At 45.1% G+C, this 16267-nt stretch carries 15 protein-coding genes; 3 read left to right on the plus strand and 12 right to left on the minus strand.

What is annotated here, in order from left to right; all coding sequences use genetic code 11:
• Positions 1-105: 105 nt before the first annotated feature.
• Positions 106-1170, plus strand: coding sequence for an FAD-dependent oxidoreductase (locus ACJJIJ_RS07670; RefSeq protein ID WP_444939154.1), 1065 nt, complete (start codon positions 106-108; stop codon positions 1168-1170).
• Between the two features lie 125 nt (positions 1171-1295).
• Positions 1296-1940 (plus strand): CatA-like O-acetyltransferase, encoded by a 645-nt coding sequence (locus ACJJIJ_RS07675; RefSeq protein ID WP_444939155.1) that lies wholly within the window; start codon positions 1296-1298, stop codon positions 1938-1940.
• Positions 1941-1978: 38 nt separating this feature from the next.
• On the opposite strand, the gene ACJJIJ_RS07680 is transcribed toward ACJJIJ_RS07675, so the two are convergent.
• Positions 1979-2836 carry a CLCA_X family protein gene (locus ACJJIJ_RS07680; RefSeq protein ID WP_444939156.1) on the minus strand — a complete coding sequence of 286 codons (858 nt, stop codon included), beginning with the start codon at positions 2834-2836 and terminating at the stop codon, positions 1979-1981.
• Positions 2837-3048: 212 nt separating this feature from the next.
• On the opposite strand from ACJJIJ_RS07680, the gene ACJJIJ_RS07685 reads away from it, so the two are divergent.
• Positions 3049-4422 carry an NAD-dependent succinate-semialdehyde dehydrogenase gene (locus ACJJIJ_RS07685; RefSeq protein WP_444939157.1) on the plus strand — a complete coding sequence of 458 codons (1374 nt, stop codon included), beginning with the start codon at positions 3049-3051 and terminating at the stop codon, positions 4420-4422.
• A 96-nt stretch (positions 4423-4518) separates the two neighbouring features.
• Here the strand turns inward: ACJJIJ_RS07685 and ACJJIJ_RS07690 are convergent, their stop codons facing one another.
• The 11 genes from ACJJIJ_RS07690 to ACJJIJ_RS07740 form a co-directional block, all read right to left on the minus strand.
• On the minus strand, positions 4519-5040 hold the full coding sequence (locus tag ACJJIJ_RS07690; protein WP_444939158.1) for a GNAT family N-acetyltransferase: 522 nt from the start codon (positions 5038-5040) through the stop codon (positions 4519-4521).
• A 191-nt stretch (positions 5041-5231) separates the two neighbouring features.
• On the minus strand, positions 5232-5735 hold the full coding sequence (locus ACJJIJ_RS07695; RefSeq protein WP_444939159.1) for a hypothetical protein: 504 nt from the start codon (positions 5733-5735) through the stop codon (positions 5232-5234).
• Positions 5736-5841: 106 nt separating this feature from the next.
• Positions 5842-6366 carry a hypothetical protein gene (locus ACJJIJ_RS07700; protein WP_444904748.1) on the minus strand — a complete coding sequence of 175 codons (525 nt, stop codon included), beginning with the start codon at positions 6364-6366 and terminating at the stop codon, positions 5842-5844.
• Between the two features lie 499 nt (positions 6367-6865).
• On the minus strand, positions 6866-7318 hold the full coding sequence (locus ACJJIJ_RS07705) for a hypothetical protein (RefSeq protein WP_444939160.1): 453 nt from the start codon (positions 7316-7318) through the stop codon (positions 6866-6868).
• Between the two features lie 83 nt (positions 7319-7401).
• Entirely contained in the window at positions 7402-7887 is a 486-nt protein-coding gene (locus tag ACJJIJ_RS07710) for a DUF2846 domain-containing protein (RefSeq protein ID WP_444939161.1), read from the minus strand.
• A 315-nt stretch (positions 7888-8202) separates the two neighbouring features.
• Positions 8203-8676 (minus strand): DUF3592 domain-containing protein, encoded by a 474-nt coding sequence (locus tag ACJJIJ_RS07715; RefSeq protein ID WP_444939162.1) that lies wholly within the window; start codon positions 8674-8676, stop codon positions 8203-8205.
• Between the two features lie 530 nt (positions 8677-9206).
• Positions 9207-11741: an ATP-dependent DNA helicase gene (locus ACJJIJ_RS07720; protein ID WP_444939163.1), complete on the minus strand. Its 2535-nt coding sequence runs from the start codon at positions 11739-11741 to the stop codon at positions 9207-9209.
• Entirely contained in the window at positions 11726-13387 is a 1662-nt protein-coding gene (locus tag ACJJIJ_RS07725; RefSeq protein WP_444939164.1) for a VRR-NUC domain-containing protein, read from the minus strand. The genes ACJJIJ_RS07720 and ACJJIJ_RS07725 overlap by 16 nt, the downstream gene beginning before the upstream one ends.
• 384 nt (positions 13388-13771) lie before the next feature.
• Entirely contained in the window at positions 13772-14224 is a 453-nt protein-coding gene (locus tag ACJJIJ_RS07730) for a hypothetical protein (RefSeq protein ID WP_252085917.1), read from the minus strand.
• Between the two features lie 435 nt (positions 14225-14659).
• A complete protein-coding gene (locus ACJJIJ_RS07735) occupies positions 14660-15091 on the minus strand; it encodes a hypothetical protein (RefSeq protein ID WP_444884913.1) in 432 nt (143 codons plus the stop codon).
• 408 nt (positions 15092-15499) lie between these two features.
• Complete coding sequence (locus tag ACJJIJ_RS07740) at positions 15500-15916, minus strand: YbaN family protein (protein ID WP_444886180.1); 417 nt, start codon at positions 15914-15916, stop codon at positions 15500-15502.
• Positions 15917-16267 lie beyond the last annotated feature (351 nt).

Consider the following 16267-nt stretch of genomic DNA (forward strand, 5'->3'; position numbering starts at 1 on the left):
TGTCAAAGTTGTCTAAGCTTGCAGCAATTGCTCTTTGTAGTTGAGTGGAGGCACTTGTATGTACTGCTGCCTCGAGCACCTCTTCATAGATTGTAAGTGGTGAATATGGACATTCTGGTTATTGGTGCTGGCCCCACCGGGTTAACTGCTGCAAACGCTTTAGCCTACAAGGGGATGAATTGTCGTATTGTTGAGCGTAAAAATGCGCCCTCGGAACTCTCCCGAGCGGTTGGCATTATGCCTGCAACGATAGATGCTTTGGGCGAGCTGGGTGCTGCAGATCCACTCCTTGCAGAAGCCATGCCCCTCAAGAAAATGCATATTTTACGCGATGAGAGGACCCTCGTTTATCTGGATAACAGTGGCAATGAATTCAGGAAGAGGGTGCCGCTCGGTTTGCCGCAAAACCGCACCGAGGGAATCCTGCGTGATGTGCTATCCGGCAAAGGTGTTGAGGTTGAGTATGGGCTCTCAGTTACCGGCATAAGTACCACGCAAGACAGCGCATTGGTTAGTTTTTCCAATAATACCAGCGACTCATTCGACTGGGTGATAGCTGCCGATGGCATCCAATCAGCAACCCGCGAACATTTGAAAATCCCCTATCCGGGAATAGACTTACCCAGCAAATGGTCCATAGCAGATGTGGATTTGGCGGGTGACTTCGATCCTGAAGAGATCACTTTGGATCTCTATGGGCCTGATAACCAGTTTTCCCTGATATTACCAATCGAGAAGCACCGCGCACGCATCGCATCATCGACAGAAGATGCTCTGTCAACGATAAAACTGCCCTTGGATATCACCAACGTTCGGCGAACAGCAGCCTTCAAAATCTCAATACGGCAGGCCGAATCTTACCGTAAGGGCCGGATTTTACTGGCAGGGGATGCTGCACATTGTCATTCTCCTGTTGGTGGGAAGGGTATGAATCTTGGTATGGCGGATGCGATTGCTGCAGCAACGGCAATCACTAACGGGAGCGTTGATAAATACTCACGGTTACGTCATGCAGCAGGTAAAGCTGTGGTGAAGAAAACTGAGTTGGCAAGGCATTTAATTTCTTCCGTAAATCCCATGGCAAAATCCCTTTTATGGTTATCGTTTAAAGCAATCTCCTCAATCCCTGCCGTCCATCGGGCCTTTATGAAGCAATGGACTGCGATTTAATCAATCGCAAACTCTAATTGTGAACAACCTATCGCTGATTTCACTCTCCCTGAGCGAATGAGAAGTCAAGATAGAGTATTAACATTCTCTTGAATATTGGGACACAATGATTACCAGGAATGAAGATGCCCGCCACACCTATAGATATTGAAAGCTGGAATAGAGTGGATCACTTTAAATTCTTTATGAATAGTGCTAGGTCGACCCGTTTAAGTTTAACCCAGCCTCTAGATGTTACGGAGTTAGCCTTTTTTTGTAAGAAAAATACAATATCTTTTTATTACAGCCTTATTTTTCTTGTTACTCAAACCGCAAATGAGATAGCCGGATTTAGGCATAGGTTAGTTGATGGCCAACCCTTCGAGTTCGATTTATTGCATCCGCTGTTCACCGATTTGAATAAAAATGATGATCTATTTAAGCTTGTCATGGCTGAAATGGAAACGCACCTCATTGACTTCGTCAAGAAAACAAAGCAACTCTCAAAAGATCAATCAGAATACCTCCCGGCAAATACATTTATGGATCGCTACGATATTTTGAATATCACCTGCTACCCCTGGGGTGACTTTTCAAGCATGCAAGTGAAACCGGTCCAACAAGAAAACTGTGATCCAGGGATACCTTTTATTGCCTGGGGTAAGTACCAACAACAAGCCAACCGACTTATGACCTCATTACATACTGAGGTAAATCATTGCTTTCTTGACGCCATTCATCTGTATCAATTCAAAACGCATCTGGAAGATAAAATCAAACTCTTAAAGTAAGGACGACGAATCTTCTAGTTAATACAAGCAAGTCAATATTACTGATTGGCTCGCATTAATGACCAGAGGCTATTTCCCAAGCAGGAAAAATAAGCCGTAAAAGCCTGATTAATTCTTAGACGCTGCTGACCCTGCGGATATAAGCCTAGTTTTGCCTCCTGGCTGGCTTTAGAGCCTGCAACCAAAAAATTATTATTGATACTGGAATCCTGAATAAAGGCCTCAAAAGCCCTGGCACAAAGTTCTACTGGCTGGCTGTAATAAATAGAGCCATTTACTTTATCGACGTTAACAGAAACTTTCACCAGTTCACTTGGGTTATTGCCACCTTCATCCAGCATCACCGTTTTAAAGCATGCAAAAAGCAGGTCATTCAGAGGGTGGGGTACCGGGGTTGCATCGCGTAGCCAGGCCTCAGAGGCATACATGCTACTCGAAGTGTCGCTAAATGCTTTTTGCGCAAGATAGTGATCCAGTGCATGAAACCACTCATGGGCAATAGCTCCTGGACCGGCATTTTTAGCCAGGGAAAACGACTTGGCTGAAGGGTCATAAAATGCGGAGACTCCAGGGCGGCCACCAATACCGTATTGAAAAGAGAGGTTCCCGCGCAGGGAGATCAATGTTTCGGGCCCCTGCAATATGACCATCAAGTCGGAAAGTGCATCATAAAACAACCCAGCTGCACGATCGCGCTCTTCAACAGTCACCCAGCGGCCAATGGCTATAGATCTAAAGCCAAAACGCCTGCGAACATCGACAAAGGATACCTGCTCACTACCGCGCACATCCGGTCCACGGCGATAAAATTTTCGGGTTGCTACCATAGCTAGCTTAGGTGAGAACGGATGACTGGAATTTGCCCGGGATACTATTACAAGCTCGACCTGCTCCACAAGAGGGTTACCTGATCGGGCCCCGAATAAACGGCTACACTTTGGCCAGGCACCTAAAAGCTCCTTTTGCTAAGCCTTTGGTGACTCTAAATGCCCTGAAGTTGCTTATTGTGGAAAATCGAATCAAGAGCCCTTAGAGCTTTTACACCTACTTCTGCCTGTAGCAGTTTTATCTTGCCTGTCAAAACCAGTAATTCACCGGGAGTCTAACTATGGTCAAGTCCAAGCGCCCTCTGATCTCTATCAATCCATTAAACGGTGAAACCTTAAAGACTTTTCATGAGATGACTCCAGATGAACTCGATAAAGCCATCGGTCGAGCGGATAACGCTTTCGTGGAGTGGAGTAAACGAAGCTTTGGTGAGCGAGCAACAATACTCAAGCGCGCTGGACAGCTATTCGAAGAGCGCGCCGATGAACTCGCCAAATTAATGGCACAGGAGATGGGCAAGAAGGTTAACGATGGGCTGGGCGAATTAGCGCTCTGCGCAGAGATTTTTGCTTATTATGCCGAGGAAGGTGAGAAGATTTTGGCTCCGCAACACCTTTCTACCCGGGAGGGGGAGGGCACGCTGGTATTTCAACCCCTCGGTGTTGTCTATGGTATCCAACCGTGGAACTTTCCTTTCTACCAGCCTTCCCGCTTTACCGCAGCCAACTTAATCGCCGGCAATGTAGTTCTAACGAAACACGCCTCAAATGTTCCCCAGTGTGCTGAGGCATTTGAGCAACTGTTATTCGATGCCGGTGTGCCCAAGGGGGTCTACACCAACTTGCCAATTACTTCCGCAGGTGCCGCACCAATTATCGATGATGATCGGGTAAAAGGGATATCTTTTACAGGCAGCAATGCAGCGGGCGCGAAGGTTGCTGAGCAGGCAGGGCGCAATGTGAAGAAAACCGTGATGGAACTCGGTGGTGTGGACCCATTTATCGTACTCGAAGATGCAGATATGGATTTGACCGTTGAGCGATTTGTGGAAGGTAAGCTTGGAAATTGCGGCCAAATCTGCTTAGCGGCAAAGAGAATCATCCTGACGGAACCTATTGCCGATGAATTCCTTGGGCGAGTCACCAAACTGTTTGAACAATTGAAGCCGGGTGACCCCCTTGAGGACACCACAGATTACGGGCCCTTGTGCACCGAAAAAGCCGCGGAGCAACTGGAAGAGCAGGTCAGTGAGTCAGTTAAAGCCGGGGCTCACTTGCTGGTAGGTGGGAAGCGCAACGGAGCGTTTATTGAGCCAGGCATTCTAACCGATATACCGGCAGGCTCACCTGCGGCCGAGGAGGAACTCTTTGGACCCATCGCTTGCGTCTGGGTGGTAAAAGATGAGAAGGCAGCTATTGAGATGGCCAACGATAGCCGCTTTGGCCTGGGAGGCTCGGTCTATACCAAGGATCACGAGAGGGGGCAGCGTGTAGCTGAAAAACTCGAATGTGGTACTGCCTTCGTCAATCATGTGGCTTCGAGTTATGCGAGCATGCCAATGGGTGGTGTAAAAAAATCTGGTTACGGCCGTGAACTGGGCGAGCTGGGCATCAAAGAGTTTGTGAACCAGAAGTTGATACGACATTTTAACTGAGCAGTTAGCCACTCCTATTGCCCCTGTGAAATCACAGGGGTTTTAAACGGGTTTTTAGTGACAACTTTATAGATATTGCTCACTTGGTAAGCCTTTTTACACAGAGGGCTGAGTATTAAAATAAAAACACTTTGCCGGAATACCCTCATCGTCATTACATATACCCCCCGGCAGCATTCCCGCTTTTAGTAAAACACGTTCTGAAGCAATATTTTCAGGCGCAATAGTCGCAATGAATTTGCCAATGCCAAAAGCTATTGTAGCGTAGTCAATCAGCCCAACCACTGCTTCGGTCGCCATGCCTTGCCCCCAGTAATCTCGTGAAAATGCATATTTAATTTCGGGATCAACTTGGTCATTAGGGTGGACAATACCGCAGAAACCAATAACCTCTAAAGTATTTTTTAATTCTACAGCGAACATACCATAGCCACGGCTCATATAGTTTTTATGGGTGACTTTCAGCCATGCCTTGGATTCCTCATAACTTAATGTATTTCCATCCCCAACCCATTGCATTGCCTCACTATCGCCATATACCTTTTGAATCATAGAGAGATCTGAATCTCTCCATTTCCTAAATGTTAAACGATTAGTGGTAAACAAACTTTCTCGCACTGCACTATTATCCCTTTCGCGCTAATATTCAAATAACTAGTAGATAATGCATATCATAGCCTACACATCGGATAGCTTGAAGGATCGGGGCGTAATTTATCCATTGCTATGATTGAATTCACTTTTCCTTTTAACACTTGCCGCAGGAATTGATAACCGTTTCATAGCCGCTTTGTTAATACTAACTATATTTAATTTGCCAAATCTGCTTTACCGATAGTCTTCAAAATAGCAGCGGGAATATCTCCAAACGGCTTACAAGGCCCTAAATCATGGCAAATGGTACTCAGGCCAATTTGCCTGCCAGGCTCTGAAATTGAAATAGTGATTATTGCTCCATCAGTCATTACAATTTCGGTACAACCATCACCTTCAGGTAAATAAGTCGCCCTCTCACTGTATGAAAGTTGGTCACACTTGCTGTCATAATTCCAAATAGGGGAGTTCTCTACTGTTGTCTCAATAAAAGCCCATTCTTCCATAGAAATCTCAATCTGTTTAAGTGAAGATACTGAGCCTTCAGATATGGCATACGAGACAAAAGCTTTTGAGTATTCTCCAAAAGCATTCTGTACTAGGTGAGCCTTCAAATAGATAATCGGTTTCCAAGATCTTGACCAAATAATCTGGTACTCAGTTTTTCCAGCTCTTGAAATCAGGGGAGAGAACTCTGGGTGATCATCTAAATATCCCACTACATCTCTTCCTGCACAACTGGAAATAAAACTGATTAAAATAACACTAAAAATACGCGTAGAACCAAACTTACTTCTCCAGGGGGAATTGCTATGTTCTGCGCGATTACTTGTCAGGCCATTTGGTCATATTTAAAATCATGAATTTTGAATTTGGATTGCATTCTTTATTACACCACATGCCCCATTGAGAATTACCATAATCAAAGAAGTGGAAACTCAGGGACTTGCCGGAAACAGACTCTACATTAAGCTTATATACCGTGGGCTTTGCCTCTGATACATCAAAGCCTTCCTCAAACTGCTTTACTGAAGCTTCCGCCTCATTGTTTGAGAGCTCACTCATGTTTATTCTTGTAAAATACGATTCATTAGCTAGCCGCACTGGATTACTTTGAACCATTTGCGATGGAATCATTACAGGACTATAACTGCCGGGCTTTGACCAAGCCCAACCTTCTTTATTTGTGATAATGTGGCCGTACGGGGTACATACTATTTGCCCCCACTTATTGATTGGATCTGGCAAAGAGGTTACGGCAGATTTTGGCGTCCCTTTGCAATCTCCAGCTGGTTCTGCGTATGAGGCAATCGAAAGCACGGCCATTATAACTAGGGTAATAAATCTCATCGATACTCCTTGGAGAACTATTCGCCTTATTAAGGGACAACTGAAACGCAATGGGGGTCCGGAGGGGAATTGAGCAACTTGTTAAGTAATTGCACTATATCCCCAAATGAATACTGACAGTGCCCACCAAATACATGACAATAGTAACCCGAAACCCACATATTTAAACTTTGACTCGTAAGCTTTAACCAACTTATTACCAGCAGCAACAACTGATTCATGTTTACAGCTTTTGTGACCGCCAGATAATACAAAGTCGAAACAAGCAAACCCAGTAGTATATTTTAGCGGTGACCAACCTGAGTTTGCTTTGAAATTTGCTGGTTCTCTGCTTTTAAACTCTCGATAAAAGAGAAGGTGTAGATATGCCCAGTAAGCGCATATGCCCACCCAGATGATTACTAACACTATTCCTATCATTAATACTTAACAATCCTCAGAGGTTTGAAGCCTCACTGCCCACTTTTCTGGGCAGATGCACCTTTGATCTGTAAAGTGTTTAGAGCGCACGGTAGTGGACATTTATGTTATGTGTTGTTGCTTTGTAAGTCTCACCTTGCCTCTCGAAGCATACCTTGCGAACCTCTTTTTCTTCATATTTTCTTTCGCCAACGACTCTTTGATTCGCCGTACTCGAGGTAGCACAAAAAGAATTCTCATTTTTTGTCTCAATTTTCGTAACACTTGCTTTTGAACGCGGCATAGAACTTGGCTTACCAATTTGCCTCATACTCGCTAAGAGATGCTTTTTTGTTATATGCCTTGTATCAGCACCCACTCCAGGAATATGTAAAGTTTGGCTGATTTTGTAATTTTTACTGAGCCAGGGAGATAATAATGAAACATCATTACTCATGTAAACCTCTTCAAACTTTAAATACACTGATATCTTGTCAGTTTCTGCTTTTACAAATGGCGATGTAAGTATAATTATCCAGATTAAGTTCTTCATATTTCTCTTCGCTATCAATGTTCAAATGAGTCGCTTATTTATAAGTTATATGACGTCTACCTTTCTTCGTTAGGAGTCTACTACTAGATTGACTCCGATAAAATGGAAAGATCACTTTGCGCAGCATTCTCAGATTTTGGCAATAAGATATGATAGCCAGAGAGTATTGGTATATATTTTGTAGCCACCGCTTCAGTCGGCGGCCTGCCACCTTGATTAGAAAAATAGTATTCAAAATAGTAGGCTTTACCCCCTTTAAATGCTTCAGTGAATTCTAATATCTTTGGCTCCATGAAAGCATTTGCTTGAAGAGTTATTGTATAGGTGCCAGGCTTCAATCTGACCTTGAGGAAACCAAGGTTGTTTAGGCAACCTTTCTCCTGATCATGAATCAACAATTTTAGGCAAACAGTTGTTCCATCATTGGCCTCTGGCCGATAAACGTAAATTATTGCCTCTGATTTTGACAGAGTCTTATGCGGGGTATACTTGGGGCCTTTTGCTATAGGTCCGGCACAGCCAACTGCCAATGAAAGTAGTATTGATAATATTCCAATTCTCAGTGTCATATTAAGACCTTGATGATTTCTAACGCCCGCAATAGGGGCGGCAGGAGTTTAACGTAGACCGGTGCACACTGCCTGTGATGTTATGAATGCCATGCTTCAATGGAGGTGACTGTGTACCTTTTGCTCTCATAAATCCTTTCGGCGGGACAGAAATAATCGATGAAAACAGCCATGCTATATGAGCTTTCCTTGACCAAATAACCAATCATTTCTGGGATTTCGGCTCTTTTGCGAATCTGTATAATATACGCTGATACTTCTTTTCCAGTCTTATCCAAAAGATAGCTTCCACTTTCGGGTTGCCTGCAGCTGGAGTTAGCGTGCCACTGCGACAGATACTAGCCAACCATAGCCAAATACCGCGGCGCCATAGAGAATCAACAAAATCGGGATTGCAACAGCAGATAAAGTACTAAAGCGCTCAACTTCAATGTATGCATTTTTAGGTGAATGTGGTAGTAGGCGTACACTAACACTATCGCCTTCCTTATACCTATTCAAAAGATCATGCTCTATATTGTTGTCTTTAAACAATTGAGGGGAACGAAGTAATGGCGTGTCAGAGTAGAATTTTTCTTCCTTGTATTCATATTCAAACTCAATTTGTGCTTCGTAGATTCTTTGACCTTCCGTGTTCGCAAAATTTTTCAATTTAGATTTAGTAACTGTTGCGTCAATTAAGGGCAAAGAAGCCCACTTTTTCTTTACCCTTAGATAGACAAAGGTTTGGCAAAATCCGAGGCCTACGATTACTATCAATCCTACGTACTTAATAACCCCAAACATCATTTTTTCACTCTAAGAAACGCAACATTTATATAGTGGCCACCATGACAACTGTTTCCTACTTTTAAATAGGCTACTGCTATGGCGAAAAATGGAAAATGGTCGTTATGCCCAATATTTACTGCTAACCAATCTAATAAGTTAATGGTTATTAGGGATTTATCCTTAACTCTATGAGTTTCTCAGGACAAATCAAATACTTTTCCGAAATATGCTGGACTTTTTTGTCAAAAATGAAACAGCCCCAGATCATCTTTTGTTGTCTTTCGGCGGCGTTACATTGTGCAAGAGAACATTTCCAGGGTTCGCGCTAACCCATGGATTTATGCAGACCTCAAAAAAGAAAGCGCGCCATTATGTTAGGCATACCCCATGAAAGCAAGTAATTATGTGGACTAGAGGGGGATTTGAGAGACTATTGGTTCAATACTTTGGTGCTTTTCATTTGCAATATAGGAAAGCAGGTAGCGGCTTATGTTATTGCTGGCGTCAATTAGATATAACCACCCAATTTTTAAATTCAAACGATATATTTATTCTACGTTACACACGTTCAAGCGTTGCTGCTTCCAAAAACAGCTTAATTGCTGTGAAAGTTGTTCTCCACTCTTACTTGTTTGGATTTGCCAATGTTTGGGATAAAGGTTTTGATAAAACATATCCGCAAAACGGTAGTCAGCTAAAATAATCACGCCCCGATCTGACTCAGTGCGAATCACTCTTCCCGCTGTCTGCAATACCCGAGTCATGCCGGGATAGCGGTAGGCAATATCAAACCCATTGACCGCTGAGGGGGGCTGTGGGTGCTCCGCCGACTGTCGTAGCAGCTCTTGCTCTTCATTTACTTGGGGAAGACCGGTACCTACGATAATTGTGCCAATCAATTTCTCCCCGACAAAATCAACGCCCTCAGCAAAAATGCCGCCCATAATGGCAAAACCCAGGCTCTGTGCACCCTCACTAAATGAGGCCAGGAAGGCTTCTCTTTCGCGATCACTGGCGCCTGGCGTCTGTTGTAGCGGCTGTATTTCCGGATAATCCTTCTGGAAATGCTCTACGACCATTTGCAGAAAGCGGTAAGAGGGGAAAAACACCAGGTAATTGCCAGGACGGCTGAAGTAAACTCGGGCAATCAAGTCCACTAGTGCTGGGAGTGCACTTTTCCGAGCCTGATAGCGGGTATCCACAAAAGGACAAAGAAAAATCCCCTGGTGGGAAGGCTCAAAAGGTGATGGCAGCATCAAGTAAGGCATTTCTGGCTCAATCCCAAGCTGTTCAGTGACAAACTGTGTGGGGCGTAGGGTGGCTGAGAAGAAAATAGCTCCATGAAACTGGGCGCAAGATTCCTGTAGGAAACCCGCGGCATTCATACACATCAGCTTTAGTTGGTGTTCCTGCCAGGGGGCGTCCCGATCGATCACACGGGTCAGGGCCTGGTGTTGATCAGAAAGAATTTGTTCTATGCAGGCGTATCGATAAAGACTTTTCAACCATTCCCCGATCTCTTCAGGGGGGAATTTTCCCTGTTCAGATAATTCACTCAGTGTATCTAGCACCTTCTGGATAGCGCGAGATACAGTTGCAGGGCGATCCTCTTCGGAATCCAGCGGGCTACACCAGGCTTGTACATTTTGGCTTGAGCGTATTTCCTTATAGAGGTTTTGCTCTTGAAACCGTTTGCTCCATTGAGCAAGTGCGCGTACCAGGGATTGGATACGCCGGTACAACTGTGGGTGGCTGCTTTTACAGGCCAGGGCCGCGCGGCGACTATCCCTGCGGCTCAAACTAGCGCTGTACATTTCCCGTGCGCGCTCGCTTAAGTTGTGCGCTTCATCTACCAATAGTGCGCGCCTGTAACGCGGATCTTGTAGTGTGGAAATACGCACCAAAGGATCAAAGACGTAATTAAAGTCACAGACCACCAAATCCGCCCAGGGCAGTATTTGCAAGGACAACTCAAAAGGGCAGAGATGCCACTGATCTGCAACCTTCGCGAGCGCTTCCGGTGTGATCCAAGGTTGCCCCAGCAGTTGTTTGCGCGCTTGCGGCAGGCGGTCGTAAAAGCCCTGTGTGCGAGGACAGGTGCCTTCATCATCGCGGCTACACAATCCCAGTTTGCAAGCGCAGGTCTTATCACGCGCACGCAGCTCCAATAGTGAAAGCTTTAGCCCAACTCCATGTAGCTTAGCGATAGTCTCTCGCACCACCTGCCTGCCAGAGTTTTTCGCCGTGAGGTATAGCAGCTGATCCAGCTTTTCCTCACCAAGGGCTTTGATAGCGGGGAACAGTGTACTAATAGTTTTGCCAATACCGGTGGGCGCCTCCACAACCAGCTGTCCTGCATCCCTGAGACAGCGATAAACAGATACCGCCAGCTGACGCTGACCGGGTCTGTACTCAGGGAAGGGGAATGAGAGGCTTTTTGCTGTTTGAATCACTTGTTGCCGATGCGCCTGCCAGGACCTATGCCAATGGATATACAGACTGAGGGCATCGTCAGCAAAACTTTCCAAAGCCTCCCAGTTGAACAGGCTTTGCTCCGGGTAGGACTTTTTCTCTTTGAGGTTGTACCAGACCATCTGCAGGGAGACCTCTTCAACCGAACTCCCTTTTTGGCGCTGCTGTAGCAAATAGCAGAAACCGTAAATTTTAAGCTGAGCCCAATGGTATAGGCGGGTGGTCTCGGGAAGCTTATCTGGATGGCAATAGGTGGTTTTGATTTCATCCAGTTGTGCCGGCTGGTGCAAGTCAGCTTGCGGATGAAGGATATCGACCCGTCCCTCCAAGAGGATATCCTGGCCTGAGCACTCCAGCTGAACCTGTAAACGGTATTCCGCTTCTGCGCCTTTGGGGCGACGTTTTTGCAGTTTTTGGTGAGCGCGAATGCCCTCCTGGGCGGTTGGGCCTGGCCCGCCGGTATGGATCAAATCCCCTCTGCGGCAAGAGAAAGCCACTAATTCACCCACAGATAACTTTAGGGGAGAGGCGCTTGCGGAGGTGTTATGCTCTTCAGTAGGCTCCGCCAGTAGCCCTGCAACTGTAGGCTTACCCCTCAAGGCTGTAACCATTCCACATGTATCACCCGGTGGGGAATATTGTGAGCGGCAAAGAAAGTCAGCCAGCGTTGCTGGTTTTGCTGGAGACGATCACCGGGGCCCTTGACCTCCAACAACTCATAACTTCCTTTTTTGGGAAACAGAATCAGATCTGGCAGACCATTGCGGTGATGATTGATATCACTGAGTAAACGTTGAAATAGTACGTGCCAATGTTCTGCAGGAATACGATCCAGGGCCAGCTCCAGCAGTTCCTGGGGTAGTGCTTCCCAGGCTACCAGTGGATTGGCAATACCCTGTTTTCCACGGTAGGTTTGCATAACCCGCAGCTTTAGCGAGCTTTGACAAAGCTCTGACAGTCGCGATTCAAGTAAGCTCTGGCGTGATGAGTAAAAATTTGGGCTAAGGAAATCACTGGGGGCTATTTGGAAGGGGTTATAAAAGGCACCTGGCACTGAAGCAAAGAGAATGTCCCAGATATAGAGGCCCAGTACTCCATTGAATAGACTGTTCTCTACATAGTGACAAACACCTTCTTCCTGCCTTGCCACTTCCGCAGCTGCCAGAATTTCTACTCTTTCTGGGGCCTGGGGTAGGGTAAACATTTCTTGCGGTGGCTGATAAGGCTGGGGGTTCTTCCAGGTTTGAGCACAGTCCATGCGCTTGGCCGTGCGATACCCAAAACTCTCGGCAAAACATCGTTCGGCTTCATTGAGGGGAGATTCAAGAATTTCACGGCATAGGGAGAGCGCCTGATCGAAATTACCACGCTTTGCGGCAATTCTCGTCCGGCGTTCACGGGCAGGCGGCTGCGCACAATCCTGATAGAGTCTCTCTGCAGCTTCAAACTGATCCAGTCTTTCCAGTTGTCGCGCCATCTTCAGGCGTAGACGATCCACTCGCCTAGCCAGAGTCAAATCTCCAGGAATGCCAGTGGGTAGTTGACCAGTCAGTTTGTGGATTCCACCAGCATCACCAGAGAGTACCTCCTCAGCTTGTTCAAGGCAGCTGTAATAGAGTAAGTACTGTTCAATCTGCTCTCGACTCTGGAAGGGCAGCTGGTGACTATCTAATGGGTAGGGCTCATATCGGTATAACCCCAGGTCCTTCAGTACATATTCCGTAAGGCTCTGGTTCAGATTGCCAAAAAAACAAAGCTGAAAGGTTTGAAAGCACTCGGCCCTTTGAACTGCAAGCAATGCCTCATCGGCCATTAACCGTTCTCGCCATTCAAAGGAGGCCGCCAATAAAGCTTCCTCTAACTCTCCCCGTTTAAGGGACTTGCGTAGGCCAGCAGGCCCCGCTGAGAACAGTTCCGCCTTGGTAAACAGCGCTATAAGTTCGCGGTCTGCCAGGGGTGGATTCCTTTTCAAAAAACCAGCAGAGCAAAGAGAGTCAATGGCCTCACCAAGATCGTCAATTTCGCTGTAAGACAGTTTCCCCTCTCTAAACAGTGCCCCCAAAGATGATGGAGCACCCTTACGGGACAGCAGCCGAACATAAAGGCGCTGACTGTCAGCATCGAGCTCGCAGAACTCACAATAAAAGTTAATCTCAGCAGGGGAAAGCAGCTGCTTGTAGCGGGACACTACAAAATCAACCAAGGCTCGGAAGTTGGTCAAATAGTAGTCAGGTGCTAGCTCGATAGTGGCGGCCATGATACGGGCAATAATGTGTCAACAATAAATCGTGGTGGGTAATATTGATATAAGAGCTGTATGGTTATACAGCATATCATTTCTGGAGACAAAACCATAGGCTGACTTTACGGACATATAAGAAACACAGCAGCAGTAAGCTTTGAATGATTCTGAGTAGCTTCTTCGTTGGTTAAAGTATCAATACTTCAAGAGACTATCGATCAAGCTATAACAGAAGGAGTGTTTTTGAGAAGGAGTGAGAGCCAATAAGGAATAAACTTAAATAGGTGAGTTGAGACACTCAACTATTTTACCCATTGGTATGGAAATAGCCTTGTAAATATATTTGTTAATAGGAGGGGAAAATTGCCCCTCCTATTCAGCTAAAAAACTATGTAAAACTCAAGAAGCTTGAATTGAGGTTTTACTTTGATGCGCACTCGATCTGGGAACCTGTACTCTATATTCTGGGAACATATTTACGGTAACAGTAAAATCACACTTAGTAGGACCAGCAACATGCTTCAGGCCCCACCAGTATTTTATTTTAACGGTTTCGCCTGGGGCGATGGGGTGACCGTAGCTTACAAAACCATCTTCTATGGGAGTACCTACTGAATTACACAGGTATGCATCCCAGGTCATACCATTGTCATCGAGATCCAAGAATACTTTGGCGTCGAGGATAGGAAATTTTCCAGTATTTTTGAGTTCTATAAGCCCCTGAATATAACTTCCTTCTGTAGAGTCCTCGATACCAGTCCATGCAGCCCAGTGAAAACTGGTGGCCTCAAGACTATCAGAAATAAATGGCTTATCTGTATCCCAACCTTCAACATGACCAATATTTGACATGATTAATCCTTTTCTTCAGAAATATCATTAAAAAATTAATGACTGCAAGTGGGTACCGCCTATTTTTAAAAACGAAAGCATGAGAAGAGGGGAAGCAAAACAATAGCAAATCAAAAAACACGAGATATATGTTCTGGGCTTTACCCTAAGATCCCTGCTCACTGTGCACCTCTTGGTGCACAAGCGGAGTATTGGGGCCATAAAAGTTGAGATCAACCCTTAAATATTAGATGGGCAATAGTTGCGAGAATAATAACGCCAAAATTTTTACTGGGGGCAGTATGGCATGCCATATAAAGCTTTCTTTGATCAACAGCCTGGCATTGCGCCGGCAACAATTGGCCGTCTTAAAGGCTGCAAAACTAAAGTAAATTCCACCAAGGCATCCAGGGATATGATTTTGCAGGCAGGCAAATAGAAGAAATCTTGTAACTCCTATTTAATATACCGAAAAACTTTACGATACCTAAAAATAATAAACCAAAGAAATAGGGCTAATGGTGTAATCATTAATACAGCCATTTGGTTTTTTAATACCGCCATATTCATTGTGATGATCACAGTCCCCAATTCATAGATATCGGTGGCAATGATCACAGGAAGGAAAAACGCCCAAAACCTCGCGCTGCCAATTTTTTTGGCAAAAGCCAACCCAAAGAAACCCACAAAATAAGTGGTATAGATGATCAGGCTTGCTATCAACCACCAGATCGACTGATTGTATTCATTGTAAGCAAAGGCTTCATACTGAGAGATCACTTCTATCGGAACCAGAAGAAAAAACAATACCTTCCAGAGTACACTTGGCTTGTAGATTAAAGATTCATTACCAAGAGCACTCTCTGGGGCCCGGTAGAGTTCCTGCATGAAACATCCCTATTGTTATTACTTTGCAGTTCAATAAAGCTTATGTTACTAACACAAGATCCTTGAAGCTTCCCGAAGAAGGAGCCTATTAGTGGGCGCCTCAATCAACGAGAGGGCGCAGAGGATATTCTGATCCCAGGCAAAGTCAACTAATTCAATCCCCATTTTTATAACAATGCGAAATCAACCTGAAAACTCTTGTTTTTAGTCAAATTCATACTGTTTGAATACAGAAAAACCGAGGAAAAATCGGGGCAATACCTATTAGGTGGTAAATTACTGTAACGATAAACGCAAAGTCAGGTTTTAACCTTTGGTGACATAAGTTACAGGTTTTATACATTTCCACTTCACGGAATCATTCTTTTTTATCGCCCGTTTATTAAATACTAAAGGCCACCTTGACCATCACCCCGTTGGCTCAGGCCGACTCCAAATCCAGATTAGCCCACAACCGATGCCGCCAACTGCGAAGAAAAGTAAATACAGATTGGAAATGTGATGAACGGCAAGAGCCATAGAAAGTGCCATGGTCAGCGTAGCCAGTAGTTTGGTTCTCCTACTGATGTAACCACTACGCCAGGTTCTTAATAGGTGACCAAATAAGTGATGTTCCTCAATCCATTGATGCAGCCGTTCAGAGCTTTTAGAGGCCGCCCAGGCACCAACAACAATAAATACGGCAGAGGGTAACCCAGGCAGGATGGCACCAATAATTCCGACAAGCATAAAGAAACAAGCCACGGCCCCCCATAGCCAACGCATCCACCCTTTGGCTAACGGAGGGGTTTCCATGTCAGGCACTTCTTCATTATGTTGACTCAACCTGAATCTCCAGTTTTAAAATCCGTTAAACAGATAAAACAATGGCTATTAGCAGCTATCTGCTCACTATATCAAAGAGGCACTAATGAGTGACACCTACAACTTGCATTCTTACTGCGGAGCTTGGCTCTCAATATACAGTTGTGGGACCGGCAAGACTGTTACAAAGGCAACCATTGTTGTTTTCTAATGTGCTACAGGGGCGCGTCTTCATACTTTTATTAATAATCTGTAATGTCTAGCATGATAAAAAGTACTGCCTAAAAACTGTCGCCATCAATGCTCTTAAACAGAAGAAAATAACAATACGACTTTCTTCCCTTATGCCTGTAACCCAGTGTTGAAAAACAC

This window comes from Microbulbifer mixtoriginis (SeqCode) (assembly GCF_052467945.1).